Source organism: Runella sp. MFBS21, from assembly GCF_029433105.1.
Lineage (GTDB): Bacteria > Bacteroidota > Bacteroidia > Cytophagales > Spirosomataceae > Runella.
Window position 1 is genome coordinate 185,380 of the sequence record NZ_JARNTW010000001.1, and the last position, 16,118, is coordinate 201,497.

A 16,118-nucleotide genomic window follows, 5' to 3' on the forward strand; every position below is an offset into this window, starting at 1 on the left:
AAAAAACCTGTCTGCATAAACCCTATTTCAACGTAACGCATTCCTTAAAAACCATCTAACACATGAACAACTTTTTCCTACTCCGAAAAAAAGGAGTAAGTATGCTACTGCTTTGCCTACTTACCTCCATTGCGGTGTATGCCCAAACCCAAATCTCTGGTCGAGTAGTGGGTTCTGACGATTCGCAGCCAATTGCAGGGGCGTCAGTACTAATCAAAGGAAATACGACAAATGGCGCTATTACTGCTGCCGACGGCACTTTCAAATTATCGGTTGGCTCTAACGCGGTTTTAGTGATTTCTTATATAGGATACCAAGCCCAAGAAATTCCAGTAGGCAATCAAACCACTTTTAATATCTCTCTCACTCCCTCTTCTACGACTTTGGGTGAAGTAGTAGTAACAGGCTACTCTGCTGAAAGAAAAAAGGATATTACAGGGTCGGTATCGGTAGTGGATGTAAAAGCCATGAAGTCTATTCCGGCGGGGTCGGCAGTGCAAGCCCTTCAAGGCCAAGCGGCTGGGGTCAATGTGATTAGTTCGGGTGCCCCCGGTAGCCCAAGCAATATCTTCGTGCGGGGTATTTCTTCCTTTGGAAACACGCAGCCGCTTGTACTGGTAGATGGCGTACAAGCCGAGCTCAACGACGTCAGTGCCGATGATGTAGAGTCGATTCAGGTACTTAAAGATGCTGGTGCGGCCTCTATTTATGGAGTTCGTGGTTCAAACGGTGTCATCATCGTTACGACCAAAAAAGGAAAATCAGGGCAGCCTGTGATTTCGTATGATGCCTACTACGGTAATCAGCAACCTTTGCAAGGAAATGTATTCAATTTGCTCAATTCGACGGATTTTGCTCGTTTGACCAAAATCGCTTACCCTACTACAGGCTTGTTTCAAAACGGTCTTCCTGACTTTACGTATAGAGGTCCGGGTGCAACAGGGGTAGGAAAAGCAGGAGATGCCGCCGTAGACCCTTCTAAGTACAATTTCGACGCCAACGCGCCAGGTCGTAATTACTTGATTCAGGCTGTCAATAAAACAGGTACTGACTGGTTTCATGAGTTGTTTAAAAATGCCCCTATGACTAGCCACAACCTAACCGCGAGTGGTGGAACCGACAAATCGAATTATATGGTTTCGTTGGGCTACTTCAACCAACAAGGTACCATGTTGAAGAGTTATTTGGAACGTTATTCGGCACGTATCAATACCCAATTCAAGATTAAAAACAACATCAGAGTTGGGGAAAATGTGTATATGTTTTATAAGAAAAACCCTGGTTTTGACAACCTAAGTACCGGAAATCCTATCGCTTGGACTTACCGCGCTATGCCTATCATCCCTGTGTATGACATCAAAGGCAACTATGGTGGTACATTTGCTGGCCCAGAGCTAGGAAGCTCATCTAATCCAGTAGCGGTACAAATGAATACCGTCAACAACAAAAACAATGCTTGGGATGTAGTAGGAAATGTGTTTGCAGAAGTGGATTTCTTAAAGCACTTTACCGCTCGTACAAGTTTTGGGGGAACCATTGATAATCAGTACGCTACCAATTTCAACTTTACCCCTTATAACAATTCTGAAGGAAATACCAACCCCAACTCCTTCTCCGAAATTGCGCTCTACAACAGTAACACCATGTGGACCAACACCCTTACTTATACCAATGCGTTTGGGAAACACAACCTAAAAGCGATTGTAGGTTCGGAGGCGATTCGCAATTATGGTCGCTATTTGATTGGGTCGGCAAGTAGATTATTTTCGACCAATTTTGATTATTTGAGCCTTTCAAACGGTACTATCAATATTACCAACTCCAGCAGTGCGTATCACAATACTCTCTTCTCCATTTTTGGTCGTGTTGATTATGCTTATGACGACAAATACCTCGTGGGTGTGACAGTTCGCCGCGACGGTTCTTCGCGTTTTGGGGCCAATCGCCGCTACGGAACCTTCCCTGCGGTATCATTAGGCTGGCGCTTGACAGGCGAAGAATTCTTGAAAGATGTAGCGTGGCTCAACGAGCTTAAACTCAGAGGTAGCTATGGTGTATTGGGTTCTCAAAACAACGTAAGTCCTCAGAATGCCTATACGCTATTTGGTGGAACTTTTGCCAATGCCTACTATGATATCAATGGCAACAACGCCTTGGTACAAGGTTTTGCGCAAACTAGCATCGGAAACCCCAACACAGGTTGGGAGGAAAACATCGTGACCAACGTCGGGTTGGATGCGACTATCCTAAACAATAAATTGGATGTATCGGTCGAATACTACCAAAAATCAATTAATGGACTGTTATTTACCCAACCTCTCCCTGCTACTGCGGGTGGAGCTACGGCTCCTACGGTCAATATCGGAGACATTCAAAACAAAGGGGTAGATTTGGGGTTAACTTACCGTCATGCAGTTAATTCTGAACTTAAATTTAACATTGGTGCCAATATTACCACTTACAAAAACAAAGTAGTAAATACGCCAAGCCCTGGGTATTTTGACGGAGCTAATACCCAAAATTTAGGGAATGTAGTACGTAACCAAATCGGTCAGCCAGTAAGTTCGTTCTTTGGATATCAGGTGATTGGTTTATTCAAAAATGATGCAGAAGTGACGGCTTCTCCTACTCAAAGTGGTGCCGCACCGGGTCGCTTCAAATATGCCGACATCAACGGTGACAACAAAATCGATGCAAGTGACCGTACTTTCTTGGGAAGTCCTAACCCGGACTTTACTTACGGACTGAACTTAGGTGCTACGTATCGTAATTTTGATTTCTCGACGATTTTGTACGGCTCACAAGGCAACGAAATTTTCAATACCGTAAAATCCTTTACGCATTTCTTTAGTACCTACGTGGGTGCCAAAAGCAATGACCTTCTCAACGCTTGGACGCCCGAAAACCCCAATAGCAATATTCCCAAAATCGAATCCACTGGTTCGTTTAGCTCATCGGGCGTTTCCAATTCATTTTACGTAGAAAACGGTTCGTTCCTCAAAATGCGCTCTTTGATGGTGGGATATACTGTTCAACCTTCTTTCCTCAAAAAATATGGTATGAGCAAGCTGCGTGTATATGCCCAAGGAGCCAATTTGTTTACGATTACCAAATACAGCGGACTCGACCCTGAATTGAGTGGTAACAGTTCGGCGTTTGGAATTGATTATGCCAACTACCCCAACAACCAACGGAATTTCATTCTGGGCCTCAACCTTTCTTTCTAAGGTATTGAATAAATGATAAACACGAGAAATCGGATAACATTCCAAACATATTGACTCTCATGAAAAGATTTAAAACACTTTTATATGCCGCTGGATTGGGGTTGATTTTGACCACCAACTCTTGTAAGGATGATTACTTAGAAATTGGGGCACTAGGCTCCACAAGCGAAGCTACTTTGGCCAACAAAGCGGGGGTCAATGGCCTACTTGTGGGTGCGTATTCTCTCCTCGACGGCTGGGGCGTACCGGGTACTACCTATTATTTTGTAGGTGTAAGCAACTGGATTTTTGGCGGTGTTACGTCTGATGATGCCCATACTGGTACACAAGCCTCGGCGCTTCCGCCAATGGAAGCCGTAGAAAGCTATAATTATGACGCTACTATGGCACCTTTCAACAATAAGTGGATTGTGCTGTATGCAGGGATTCAGCGTGCCAACGACGTATTGCGTGTTTTAGCCAAAACGACCGACCCTTCGCTTTCGGCAGAGGAAGCCAAGCAAATCAAGGCAGAAGCTACATTCTTGCGTGCAGTGTATCACCTCGAAGCTGCCAAAATGTGGGAAAACATTCCTTATCTTGACGAAAACGTGAGCTATTCAAATGGTAACTTCAACGTAAGCAATACCACTTCAGCGTGGCCTAAAATCGAAGCGGATTTCAAATTTGCTGCGGATAATTTGAGCGCTACCAAAACCGACGTAGGCCGCGCCAATAGCTGGGCAGCCAAAGCTTTCTTAGCCAAAACCTATATGTTTCAAGATAAATATACCGATGCAAAACCACTATTGGAAGAAATCATTGCGAATGGTGTGACGGCTTCGGGTGCTAAATATGCTTTGGTAAACTATGCCGACAACTTCAATCCTTCTAAAAAGAATGGTCCTGAATCCGTATTTGCTGTACAAATGTCGGTAGCGGAGTCGTTTCAAAACGGAAACTATGGCGATGCCCTCAACTTCCCAATGGGTGGGCCTGCTACTTGCTGCGGTGCGTATCAGCCTTCATTTAGTTTGGTAAATTCTTATAAAACAGACGCTACTACGGGTCTTCCTTTGATTGATACTTTCAATAACTCTGACGTCAAAAACGACCAAGGTATCGAAAGCAGCACTCCTTTCACACCTTATGAAGGTACGCTCGACTCGCGTTTGGACTGGACAGTAGGTCGTCGGGGTATTCCTTACCTAGATTGGGGACTTCATCCGGGCAAAGCATGGATTCGGGTACAGGATGTGGCAGGACCTTACAGCCCTATCAAAACCATTTATTACCAAGCAGCTGCGGCTACTACTTCTTCGTCATCACGTTGGACTTCCAACAACTACACCATGATTCGCTTTGCCGACGTACTGCTGTGGGCCGCCGAAGTTGAAGTAGAGGTAGGAACCCTAGCCAAAGCCCAAGAATACGTAAACCGCGTAAGAGCACGTGCCGCCAACCCTGCGGGATGGGTCAAAAAATATGTTGACAATACAGCTCCTTTAAAAGGCTTTACTAGCGAACCCGCTGCTAATTACAAAGTAGGTTTATATACAACTGAGTTTACGGCAAAAGGCAAAGATTTTGCGCGTGAGGCTGTTCGCTTCGAGCGTAAAATTGAGCTAGGAATGGAAGGCCACCGTTTCTTTGACCTTCGTCGTTGGGACAACGGAACAGGCTATATGGCCAATACCCTCAACGCATACGTAGCACACGAAACATCAATCCCTAGTTATAACTTCACTTATATGAAAGGAGCTACATTCAAAAAAGGCAAAAGTGAATTGTATCCTATTCCTCAGGCGCAGATTGATTTAAGTGTCGTAAATGGCAACTCGGTATTGAAACAAAATCCGAATTATTGATTAGCTTTAATATCCTTTCCAAGGTGCAAAGCCTTGGAAAGGATGCAATGATTTCTTTGCCTAATTTTCAGATTAACAAATGCTTTTTTACGCATCCACATACGCCGACCTCAACAAGGCAACCAAAGACAAGGTTGTGCTTCTTCCTCTAGGAGCTATCGAACAGCACGGGCCTCATTTGTCGGTTTCGACCGATACCGATATCGTTACTTATGTCGCTCAGCAGATAGAAAAATTATTGCCCTACTCTGTTTTACTTTGTCCTACGTTGCCTTTTGGGTCGAGTCATCATCATTTGTCTTTTGGAGGAACCATAAGCCTCGCTCCTGAACTCTACACCCAAGTCATCATTGATCTCGTAAATTCGTTGGTAGTGAGTGGATTTCGCAAAATTTTATTGCTCAATGGACATGGCGGTAATATCACGCCCGTCAAACAAGCTTTAGCGGTATTGAGCAAGCGTTTTGATGTATCTCATCAGCCTACTATCGCCTTAGCTACTTACTGGGAAGTAGGCGGAAAAGCTTTTGCAGGCGAGGCACCTATGCAAAGCCCTGCCCTAAGTCACGCTTGTGAGTACGAAACCAGCATGATGCTCCATCTTTTTGCCGACAAAGTGTGGATGGATAGAGTGGCGCGTGCCCAGCGCCCCGAAAGCAACGGCTATATCCCTTGGGAAGATGATGAGCCTTACCGAGGTGTTACGGTATTCAAACAAACGGAATTTATATCGAGCAACGGCAGTAGTGGAGAGCCACAACTAGGAACTGCCGAAAAAGGTCAATATTTATTAGAGAAAGCAATAGAAGGGCTAGTGTCTTTTGTAGAGTCATTCAAAAACTGGCCACTATCTGATAGCTTGGTAAATTCATAATTGTGAAAGATATGACTGAAAAAATAGAAATTCATCACCCCGACAAAGCGGTCGATACGGGTGCTTATTCGGCGGGTGTACAGGTAGGTGAATGGCTCTTTGTGAGTGGTCAAGGACCTTTAGATTTGGCTACGGGAGAGGTGATTCATGGAACTATAGAAGAAGAAACTTTACATACGCTTTCTCATATCCAGAAAATAGTAGAAGCCGCTGGGGGCAGTATTGATAACATCGTAAAATGTACGGTACATTTAGAAAATATCAACGATTTTGACCGCTATAATGTGGCTTATGCTTCCTTTTTTAGAGGTATCAAACCCGCCCGCACTACGGTGCAATCCGTATTGTCGGATGGTATCAAAATAGAAATAGACGCGATTGCCATTATTCCAAAAAAATCATGACAAACAAAAAAAGAATCGGCACGGTAGGTTTGGGCCTAATGGGAAGTAGCATTGCTACCTGCATTTTAGCAGCTGGGCATGATGTAACCTCCTTGGTCAAGGACTTATCACAAGCCGATGAAGCCAAAGCTCGAATTTTGGGCTTTTTGGAACAGTTACACGAAGAAGAAATTCTGACCCAAAGCCCCCAAGAAGTTTTAAAACGCCACATTATTACCGACGATGTGTCCCTATTTCGGGAACACGAAGTGGTGATAGAATCGATTACAGAAAATATCGAAGAAAAGAAGAAGGTATATCAACGCCTCGAAACCGTGCTCTCACCGACGGCGATTATTGGTAGTAATACTTCGGCAATTCCGGTTACGGTTTTGCAAAGTGGGCTCCAACATCCCGAACGGGTCTTAGGCATTCACTGGGCCGAACCTGCCCATATTACCCGTTTCATGGAGGTAATTTGTGGTAATGAATCCGACCTAAAGTACGCTTATGAAATTGTGGCTTTGGCCGAAAGCTGGGGCAAAGAACCTTCCTTGTTAAAGAAAGATATTCGCGGGTTTATTACCAATCGTATCATGTACGCCATGCTACGAGAAGCTTTTTATTTGGTCGAAAATGGCTATGCCACCGTGGAGGATGTAGACCGCTCTCTCCGCAACGACCTCGGTTATTGGATTACGTTTGCGGGGCCTTTCCGCTTTATGGATTTGACGGGTATTCCGGCTTATCTCACCGTGATGAAAGACTTATTCCCCGAACTCAGCAATACCGCCCAAGTACCTTCTTTGATGGAAGAAGTGGTGGCCTCTGGCGCCAAAGGCGTAAGCAACGCAAAAGGGTTTTATCCTTATACGTCCCAAAGTGCGGAGCATTGGGAAAAGCAATTTGTTGAGTTCAGCTACGACATCCGAAAACTGGCTAAAAAATATTCCTCTACTTCTTCAGAAGATAAAAATGACGCTTATTAAAACCATAAAAGCCACGCAAGTGGTAGTGCCTGCCAAACCTGGCAGTCTTAACTCTGAGGAGGTAATTGACAAAGATGCTGCTTTTGCCCAAAAATTTTTGACTGGCGAACGATGGACCGAGTTTGCCAACCAGCCTAAATGGATTATTGAGATTACGTTGGCAAACGGTCTTACGGGTATCGGTGAAACGTATCGGAGTGCTTCCGAAGAGGTGCTTTTGGAAGCGATGAAAACTTTTGTAGGGCAGGATGTTTTGAAACTAAACTGGCGTCGTTTGCCCCTCACTGACCAACGTATTTACGAAGCTTTTGAGACGGCCGTACTGGATGTGGTGGGCAAAATACTGAACGTACCGGTCGCTCAATTGCTCGGAGGTATCTATCGCGACCGGATTGATTGCTTCGGCTGGACAGGCCGCCGTACTCCCGAAGATGCCGCCCAAAAAGCCTACGAAGCCATGCAAAAAGGGCACAAGGCTTTTAAATTCAAGTGCTCGGATGAAGACCCTGTGCGGCTTTGGACGGCCGAAATAAAGAAAAAATGCGGCGATGGCATCAAGATATTACTCGACCCCAATCAGCGCTGGACCGACGTAGCTACCACGCTTCGGCTAATGGAAGGCGTCGAAACCGACATCATGCTTGGCCTTGAAGATCCTATTCTTCATGCCGATGTGGCGGGTTTTAAATACCTCCGTCAAACCTTGGGAATACCGATGTACCGGCATATATCCCTTCCTTATACCCAAGACATCCGCGATATGATTGCTTTTGTACGCGCCGATGCTGTGGATGGCTATAATTTCAATGGTTCGGCCTACAACTGCGTTCTTTTGGCGGAGATTGCTCATTTGGAGGGCAAATCATGCTGGCGTGGCTCAGAAGTAGACTTGGGTATTTCCGAAACCATGGGGCTTCATATAGCGGCGGCTAGTGTAAACTGTACCATTCCGTCCGATATTTTTGGCGAATTGGTTCGGGAAAATGATTTGATTGTAAATCCCATTCAGTTTGAAGATGGTGCTGCCCTACTGCCTTCGGGAGCTGGGCTTGGCATCGCGCTAGACCAAGAAGCGCTTCATCATTACAAACAGCGCGAAATGAGCGTTTAACCCCTTTTTGCTTTATGAAAAAATCTGTCATGTCTTGGATTATTCTGTTTGCTTGCAATTTTATGTGGGCATTCCACTTTACAAGCATCAAGCTCACCCAAGACCAAGTAGGCCCTTATTTTACAGTATGGGCACCCATGTTGCTAGCTACGATATTGTTGGCTCCTTTTGTGGCTAGAGATTTCAAAAAAGGGGGTAAAAAACTCAAAGACATTCTCATTTTTGTACAGCTTGCCGCACTAGGTGCTTTTCCTTCCCAAGTACTCATGACCTGGGGTACTCAATACTCCCTAGCGAGCAATGCCGCTATTTTGGTCTTGACTTTACCGGTCATTACGGCCGTATTTGCCTTTCTTATTTTAAAAGAAAGAATGAATACCGCCCGCTGGATAAGTTTTGGGATTGCGATTATCGGGGTTGCTCTGTGTTCGACCGACGATATTAAGCGCGTGGACTTAGGCTCGCGCTATGCGCTTGGAAATGTGCTGATTTTCTTAGCAATTTTAGGAAATGCCTATTACAATGTAGGCTGTAAACAAATCGCCGAAAAATACACCGAAATCGAAATGGTATTTTATACCTATCTTGTAATGTGTATCCTGCTTACTCCTCTAGTGCTGTATTACGAACCTGAGATGTTTGGCAAAATTCCGGAGTTTACCACCAACACTTGGATAGGAATGATTTCGTTGACGGTATTCCACAATTTCCTTTCTATGGTGTTGTTTTTCAAAGCCCTAAAAAACTTGGATGCCACCCAAGTGGCCTTGTCCAACTACCTCATTACATTCATGGGGCTGCCGATTGCGGCCTTTTGGCTAGGCGAAAAACTCAATACGCAGGCCATTGTAGGAGGTGTATTGGTACTAGTTTCGACCCTTATCCTTTCTATAGTTGATAATAGAGTGCAACAAAAAAAATTGATTAATAACAATCCATAATCAGTCAAAATTATGTCAGAGCTAACCAACGAACTTTTCGGCGTTGTTCCGATTATTCCCACGCCATTTACCGAAAACGAAGAAATCGACGAAGATGCCCTTCGCAGCCTTATTGATTTCGCCATCGCAGGTGGTATCAAAGCCGTATGCTTACCCGCGTATGCCAGTGAGTTTTATAAACTTACCGACGACGAAAAACTCCAAGTGGTACGTGTAGCTGTACAACACGCCGCTGGTCGTCTCAAAATCGTAGCCCAATCCAATCACCCTTCGCTCAAAGTAGCCATCAAACTTGCCCAGGCCAATGTAGAAGCAGGAGCAGACGTGGTTTCGTTGGCAGTGCCTCGGATTTTTAGTTTACCCGAAAATTCGTTGAAACAATACCTTTCCGAATTTTTACAATCCATTCCCAACACCCCCGTTCTTATCCAAGACTTCAATCCGGGAGGTTCGTCTATCAGTGTTGAATTTATCAAAGAACTGATGAACGAAAATCCCAATTTCAAATACCTTAAACTAGAAGAACCTCTTTGCGCTCCGAAGTTTGAAAGTATTATTAAGGCCACCCAAGGCCAAGTGGGGCTTTTTGAAGGTTGGGGAGGTTTGTATATGCTCGAACTCATTCCGATTGGCATCCAAGGCGTTATGCCTGGCCTTGCCGTTTCCGATATTTTACAACGCGTATTTGATCTCCGCCGCAATGGAGAAGACGGTAAAGCGTTTGATTTGTTTGAAAAAGTAATGCCGCAGATTTTCTTTTCGCTACAAAACATGGAGCTGTTTCATTATGCCGAAAAAGAGCTGCTCATCGCTCGGGGAGTTCTTTCCAATAGTATTGCACGTAAGGCCGCTTATATTCCCGATGCTTCAAGTGTAAGTTATATCAAAGAACTTAACCAACGCGTGTTGGATGTGCTCAATGACGAAACTTATGCGCTTCGCCCTTCAGCTGTAGTAGAGTTATAAATTAGGTTAGGAAACCATAGGCAAGCTCGTACTTTGTATGGGCTACTGCCTAGGTTTTTTTGCTTTCACAATTTTAATCAGATTTACTTATGAACGAATTTAGCGGACAAGTCGCCATCGTAACAGGTGCCGCTTCGGGAATTGGGCTGGCTATCGCCCATAAATTGCTAGCAGAAGGGGCGAAAGTAGCCCTCTTAGATTTTAACGAGAAAGGTTTAGAAGAAGAATTTTCAAAGTACGAAGCTCAAGTATTAAGCATCGGAATCGACATTACCAACGAAGCAAAAGTACAAGAAGCCGCCGACCAAGTTGCTGCTCATTTTGGCAAAATCGATATTCTTATCAACTGCGTTGGAATCACGGGTATCACCAACCTCAAAAGCCACGAAGTAAGCACCGAAAATCTGCAAAAGGTGTTTGAAGTCAACTTTATGAGTTGTTTTTATACTTCAAAGGCCGTTATCCCCTCTATGCTTGCCCAGAAATACGGCCGGATTTTGCACATTGCTTCTATTGCAGGCAAAGAGGGCAATGCAGGTATGTTGGCTTATTCGGCTTCCAAAGCGGCAGTCATTGGCATGACCAAAGTACAAGGCAAAGAATACGCCGAGCAAGGTATTACCGTCAATGCTCTTGCCCCTGCGGTGATTCAGACGCCACTCGTAGATGCCATGCCCGAAGTCCAAGTCAAATACATGACCGACAAAATCCCAATGAAACGCTGCGGTACACTCGAAGAAGCCGCCAATCTGGCAGCCTATATCGTCTCGGCCAAAAATAGCTTTACAACAGGCTTCACTTTCGATTTATCGGGAGGAAGAGCAACTTATTAAAAAAAGATGTGGGCTTTCTAAAGGCCCACATCACTGAAAATAAAAGATGTATGAAATTTCTCTTCATTATTTTTAATCTTGTTTGTTGGGGACTTGTAGAGGTTTTGGCCCAAAATCCCCCTGTTCTTTATCCCCAACCGACGGCTGTCAAATACAAACAAGGAGAGATTCTTCTGCAAAATATTTCTGTTTTTGTAGCCCCTTCCGCTCCCGAAGAAGTAGTTTTTTCCCTTAATGAATTGAAGCAAATTTTGCGTGAAAGAAGCGGTCAACTTCCTAAAAAAGCAAGCAATGCCCAAACTTCTACGGTGCGCTATCGCATCCAAAATACAGGAGGCGCACTACCTCAGCCCAATGAAGCTACCACTCAAAGTACCCGAGAACATTATACGTTGACTATCTCAGCCAAAGGAATTGAAATCAACGCCCAAACCTCTACGGGTTTGTATTATGCCGTTCAAACGCTACGGCAATTGATTAGGGGAGAAGGCAGCAAAGCTTCTTTGCCTTTTGTAGATATCAACGACCGCCCTCAAATGGCTTTTAGGGGCGTGATGATGGATTTTGCGCATGGCGGCCTGCTGACGGTAGATGAAATCAAAAAACAAATTGATTTTCTAGCCCGCTGGAAAACAAACCAATACTATTTTTACAACGAAGTAAGTATCGAACTAGAAGGATACGCTACGCTCAACTATCGGGCAAGCTATACCCAAGCGCAGGTGAAGAGTATCATCGAATACGCCCAACAACGTCACATGGATGTGATTCCATTTGTCAATTTTTATGGACATTTGCATGAGTTGATTCGCAATGAGAAGTACGCCTCTTTGGCTATTGGAAAATATGGTCATGAATTAGACCCGCGTAATGTGGGCGTCAGAACACTCCTCCAAAATTGGATAAAACAATACACTGCCTTATTCAGAAGCCCTTTTATTCACGTAGGTTTTGACGAAACATGGGAAACCAAGCGCCTCAATAGTACCGGCGAAATGTCGCTTAATCCAGAGGCTTTGTACATCCAACAACTCACGTTTGTAAGCAACGAACTCAAGCAGTATGGTAAAACCTTACTTGCTTGGACAGATATGAGTTCTTTTTATCCAGAAATCATCAAAAAATTCCCAGCTGATGTGATTCCGGTTATCTGGCAGTATTCGCCCGATTCGTCGGCTACATACCATTATCTTGACCCTGTTTTAAAAGAAAAACGGCCTTTTTTCATTCAGCCAGCAGTTTCGGGTTGGGGGCATATTTATCCCGAATCTGATTATACTTATGACAACATCGCGCTGTGCTTGCGCGCAGGTCTTCGCCACCAAACCCTCGGCTTCATTACTTCCGTCTGGACCGATTCGGTAGAGCCTTTTGTGCGTTCGTCTTGGATGTTTATGGCCTATGGATGCATAGCCGCTTGGCAGGGGCAGGTGCCTGACAAAAAGACCTTTGCCAGCCACTACAGTAATATTATGTATCCTCGTATTGGGTCAGAGATGAGCAAAGCTTTTGAAAACCTAGCGATTGCGGGCGATTATTTGGGAAAATGTTTGGGGAAAAACACCCAAAGTATGCCACGAGGTACTTTGGTAGAAGCTTGGTCAAATCCTTTTGCTAGTTATTATTTGACCAATACTGAAACCCACATGGCCGATTTTCGAGAAGTACGCAAATACAGTGAAGAAGCACAAGCTCAGTTGATTGCGGCTCTTTCCAAAGCCACTCGTGCCGATAGTGCTTTTATCCACTCGCTATGGGTTTCGGCACGTCTCATTAATTATACAGCTACGCGCTTTATGTGGGCCAAAACTATCGTTGACCGTTGGGATTATGCTATGGTATCCAAGAAAAAAGAAGATTACGTAATTTACGATTTGACTTACCCTTGTCATAGTTTACTAGTAGATGCAATGGACGAGACAGGCGAACTGAAACGCGTGTACGAAGAAGCATGGCTGTCGGAATGTATGCCGTATCGGTTAAATGGTATTTTGAGTAGGTTTGATGTTGAGTACAGCTTGTGGCGAAAATTACATCTCAAAGTCGTAGATTTCCAGATTCAGCGTGATAAACAAGCCCCCGTCAAATCTTTTGTGGAATTGTTCAAACCTGATTTTTGAAATTTGAAAATGACAAAATACCCCGTAGGGGCTATATATCGGTAACCTCAAATGACATACAAAATCGACATCAATGCCCCGTAGGGGCTATATATCGGTAACCTCAAACGACACACAAAATCGACACCAATGCCCCGTAGGGGCTATATATCGGTAGAACCCCAAACACATGAAAACCATAGAATTTATAAATCCCATCGAAGGCGATATGCTCCATGCCCGCGATGGTATCGTGGTAAATGGCAGTTTACAAACCATCGTCAAAATCAAAGCGCCGCTACAACATTTGCTCACTATCAACGGAGTAGAAGCGCAAGAACGTGAAGGTGTTTTTGAAGCTCGGATTATTCTTAACGACTACCAAAATACCATAGAAGTCAAAAATATGACTACGGGCGAAAATGCCCAAATTACCGTTTTTTGGCTCCCTCGTTTTGCTGGCAATTATCGCCTTTCGATTGACGACAACATTTGGTTTTTGCGCGATATCCATCAAAATGAAGATAAATACACCTCTATTTTTGACAATCCCTACTTAGGGTTTCTCAAAGAAGTACATGATACTTATGGGACCAAGGTTCATTTCAATTTGTTTTACGAAACCGATGGTTTTAATCTCTCACAGTTGACCGATAAGTACAAATCCGAATGGACAGCCAACGCCGATTGGATTCGATTGAGTTTTCATGCCCTAGGCGAATTTCCAGATATGCCCTACCGCAATGCAAGCTACCAACAAGTCGCCCAAGATTGTGAATTAGTCAAGAACGAAATCCGACGCTTTGCCGGAGAAGCCGTCATGGGGCCTGTCACTACGATACATTGGGGAGAGGCAAACGTAGAAGGGTCGCGGGCTTTGCGCGATGCTGGTTATGTGGGTCAATTAGGCTACTTCAATGTCGACGATGACCTACCAGCGGTATCTTATTATTTGACCGTAGAGCAGCGCCGCCGTCTCAAAAAGCGTTTTGTATGGCACGATACCGCCGAAAATATTACGTTTATCAGAAGCAGTATTGTGGTTGACAAAAAAGAGTTAGACGAGATTGTTCCTCACCTCAACTACTACGAACAACTACCTTCGGGACAGCCTCCCTATGTGGATTTCTTAGTACATGAGCAGTATTTCTATCCTTTTTATGAGGCTTATCAGCCCGATTTCCGGGAGCGGATTGTGGCGTGTGTCAAATGGGCGACTCACAAAGGTTATACTCCCGCTTTTTTAGGAGATTGTATTCTGTAGGCGAAAAGGAAACTACTATTTCTAAACACTCAAATTACCCCCTTATGAAACTCAAAACTTTGTAAGGGGTATCTAAAAACATGGAAAACAACCGTAGAAACTTCTTAAAAGCTGCCAGCGCTACAGGGTTGGGGCTGATGGCAGCCAATCCATTTTCTGCCTATGCCCAAACCCCTGACGAATGGGCACAAGTCCACCAACAAGCTACTCGTCCCCGTGTTCAAAAATTCAACATGAGTGGTTATGCTGCTCCTAAACTAGAGACCGTTCGAGTAGGTTTTATTGGGATTGGCAACCGAGGCATGGGCGCCGTGGAGCGCATGAACAAAATTGAAGGTGTAGAGATTAAGGCGCTGTGCGATTTGCGAGCTGAAAGGGTTGACAAAGCCAAAAAACTAGTCGAAGCCTCTGGGCATCGCCCTGATACTTACATAGGTACGCCCGAAATCTGGAAAAAACTCGCCGAGCGCACCGATTTAGACCTTATTTATATCCTTACCCCATGGGCTTTTCATACCCCGATGGCGGTTTTTTCGATGGAACACGGCAAACATGTCTGCGTAGAAGTGCCTGCCGCCAAAACCATAGAAGAAGCTTGGAAACTCGTAGAAACTTCAGAACGCACCAAGAAACACTGTATGATGGTCGAAAACTGTTGTTATGATTTTTCGGAACTACTTACGTTAAACCTAGCTCGAAATGGTTTTTTTGGGGAGATTGTACATGGAGAAGCTGCCTATATTCACAATTTACAAGACTATGTATTTTCCAAAAATCATTTTTATCAACTTTGGGAACTTCATGAAATGTATCAGCGTCAAGGCAACTTGTATCCTACGCATGGTTTAGGACCTATCTGCCAGGTCATGAATATCAATAGAGGTGATAAAATGGAATACCTGACCTCTATGTCAAGCAACGATTTTGTGCTAGGGAATTTGGCGAAAGAATTGGCGGCTAAGGATGATTTTTATAAACCTTATGTAGGAAAATCTTTCAACGGAAACATGAGTACGACCACCATCAAAACCAATAAAGGCCGTACTATCATGGTACAATATGACGTATCTTCTCCTCGTCCTTATTCTCGGATTCAGCTTGTAAGTGGAACCAAGGCCGTAGGACTCAAATATCCAGAGCCCGCGCGTTATTCTACGGGACATGAATGGATGAGTGCCGAAGAATATAAAGCGTTGGAACAAAAGTACCTTCCTCCAATTGTGAAAAAAATGGGTGAAGTTGCCAAGAACGTAGGCGGACACGGTGGTATGGATTTCTTGATGGATTGGCGTACGGTCGATTGCTTACGCAATGGCCTTCCGCTCGACCAAGATGTGTATGATGCCGCGCTGTGGAGTTGTATTGCCCCTCTCAGTGGGTGGTCGGTTGCAAATCGTTCCAATTCCATTGATGTTCCGGATTTTACGGGTGGGTCTTGGAAAAACAATGCTCCAGTCGATATTTCAATGACCAAAGGCGGCACTACCAAAGCCAAAGTATAATTTCCGCCCAGCTCATTTAGAGTGCTGATTAGGTATTTTTGAGAAAGCGTTATATTTTTGAAGAAATAACGCTTTTTCAAAA

At 44.4% G+C, this 16,118-nt stretch carries 12 protein-coding genes; all 12 read left to right on the forward strand.

Annotated elements, in window-relative coordinates:
• Nucleotides 1-62 precede the first annotated feature (62 nt).
• Nucleotides 63-3,227, forward strand: coding sequence for a TonB-dependent receptor (locus tag P1X15_RS00630; RefSeq protein WP_277336204.1), 3,165 nt, complete (start codon nt 63-65; stop codon nt 3,225-3,227).
• A gap of 59 nt (nt 3,228-3,286) precedes the next feature.
• Nucleotides 3,287-5,074, forward strand: coding sequence for a RagB/SusD family nutrient uptake outer membrane protein (locus tag P1X15_RS00635; protein WP_277336205.1), 1,788 nt, complete (start codon nt 3,287-3,289; stop codon nt 5,072-5,074).
• A gap of 79 nt (nt 5,075-5,153) precedes the next feature.
• Entirely contained in the window at nt 5,154-5,948 is a 795-nt protein-coding gene (locus tag P1X15_RS00640) for a creatininase family protein (protein WP_277336206.1), read from the forward strand.
• Nucleotides 5,949-5,959: 11 nt separating this feature from the next.
• The gene (locus P1X15_RS00645) at nt 5,960-6,352 is read left to right on the forward strand and encodes a RidA family protein (protein ID WP_277336207.1); all 393 of its coding nucleotides are present in this window, start codon (nt 5,960-5,962) and stop codon (nt 6,350-6,352) included.
• Nucleotides 6,349-7,320, forward strand: coding sequence for a 3-hydroxyacyl-CoA dehydrogenase family protein (locus P1X15_RS00650; protein ID WP_277336208.1), 972 nt, complete (start codon nt 6,349-6,351; stop codon nt 7,318-7,320). The genes P1X15_RS00645 and P1X15_RS00650 overlap by 4 nt, the downstream gene beginning before the upstream one ends.
• Nucleotides 7,307-8,431 (forward strand): mandelate racemase/muconate lactonizing enzyme family protein, encoded by a 1,125-nt coding sequence (locus P1X15_RS00655; protein ID WP_277336209.1) that lies wholly within the window; start codon nt 7,307-7,309, stop codon nt 8,429-8,431. The genes P1X15_RS00650 and P1X15_RS00655 overlap by 14 nt, the downstream gene beginning before the upstream one ends.
• A gap of 14 nt (nt 8,432-8,445) precedes the next feature.
• On the forward strand, nt 8,446-9,372 hold the full coding sequence (locus P1X15_RS00660) for a DMT family transporter (RefSeq protein ID WP_277336210.1): 927 nt from the start codon (nt 8,446-8,448) through the stop codon (nt 9,370-9,372).
• 12 nt (nt 9,373-9,384) lie between these two features.
• Nucleotides 9,385-10,338, forward strand: a complete 954-nt coding sequence (locus tag P1X15_RS00665; protein ID WP_277336211.1) for a dihydrodipicolinate synthase family protein — start codon at nt 9,385-9,387, stop codon at nt 10,336-10,338.
• 89 nt (nt 10,339-10,427) lie between these two features.
• Nucleotides 10,428-11,171, forward strand: coding sequence for an SDR family NAD(P)-dependent oxidoreductase (locus tag P1X15_RS00670; RefSeq protein ID WP_277336212.1), 744 nt, complete (start codon nt 10,428-10,430; stop codon nt 11,169-11,171).
• A gap of 50 nt (nt 11,172-11,221) precedes the next feature.
• Nucleotides 11,222-13,291 carry a glycoside hydrolase family 20 zincin-like fold domain-containing protein gene (locus tag P1X15_RS00675; protein ID WP_277336213.1) on the forward strand — a complete coding sequence of 690 codons (2,070 nt, stop codon included), beginning with the start codon at nt 11,222-11,224 and terminating at the stop codon, nt 13,289-13,291.
• Nucleotides 13,292-13,460: 169 nt separating this feature from the next.
• Nucleotides 13,461-14,534 carry a hypothetical protein gene (locus P1X15_RS00680; RefSeq protein WP_277336214.1) on the forward strand — a complete coding sequence of 358 codons (1,074 nt, stop codon included), beginning with the start codon at nt 13,461-13,463 and terminating at the stop codon, nt 14,532-14,534.
• Between the two features lie 80 nt (nt 14,535-14,614).
• A complete protein-coding gene (locus P1X15_RS00685; protein WP_277336215.1) occupies nt 14,615-16,036 on the forward strand; it encodes a Gfo/Idh/MocA family oxidoreductase in 1,422 nt (473 codons plus the stop codon).
• Nucleotides 16,037-16,118: the final 82 nt, after the last annotated feature.

Coding starts and splice junctions, on each gene's coding strand:
- P1X15_RS00630 (WP_277336204.1), top strand. CDS start 63: ATGAACAACTTTTTCCTACTCCGAAAAAAAGGAGTAAGTATGCTACTG.
- P1X15_RS00635 (WP_277336205.1), top strand. CDS start 3,287: ATGAAAAGATTTAAAACACTTTTATATGCCGCTGGATTGGGGTTGATT.
- P1X15_RS00640 (WP_277336206.1), top strand. CDS start 5,154: ATGCTTTTTTACGCATCCACATACGCCGACCTCAACAAGGCAACCAAA.
- P1X15_RS00645 (WP_277336207.1), top strand. CDS start 5,960: ATGACTGAAAAAATAGAAATTCATCACCCCGACAAAGCGGTCGATACG.
- P1X15_RS00650 (WP_277336208.1), top strand. CDS start 6,349: ATGACAAACAAAAAAAGAATCGGCACGGTAGGTTTGGGCCTAATGGGA.
- P1X15_RS00655 (WP_277336209.1), top strand. CDS start 7,307: ATGACGCTTATTAAAACCATAAAAGCCACGCAAGTGGTAGTGCCTGCC.
- P1X15_RS00660 (WP_277336210.1), top strand. CDS start 8,446: ATGAAAAAATCTGTCATGTCTTGGATTATTCTGTTTGCTTGCAATTTT.
- P1X15_RS00665 (WP_277336211.1), top strand. CDS start 9,385: ATGTCAGAGCTAACCAACGAACTTTTCGGCGTTGTTCCGATTATTCCC.
- P1X15_RS00670 (WP_277336212.1), top strand. CDS start 10,428: ATGAACGAATTTAGCGGACAAGTCGCCATCGTAACAGGTGCCGCTTCG.
- P1X15_RS00675 (WP_277336213.1), top strand. CDS start 11,222: ATGAAATTTCTCTTCATTATTTTTAATCTTGTTTGTTGGGGACTTGTA.
- P1X15_RS00680 (WP_277336214.1), top strand. CDS start 13,461: ATGAAAACCATAGAATTTATAAATCCCATCGAAGGCGATATGCTCCAT.
- P1X15_RS00685 (WP_277336215.1), top strand. CDS start 14,615: ATGGAAAACAACCGTAGAAACTTCTTAAAAGCTGCCAGCGCTACAGGG.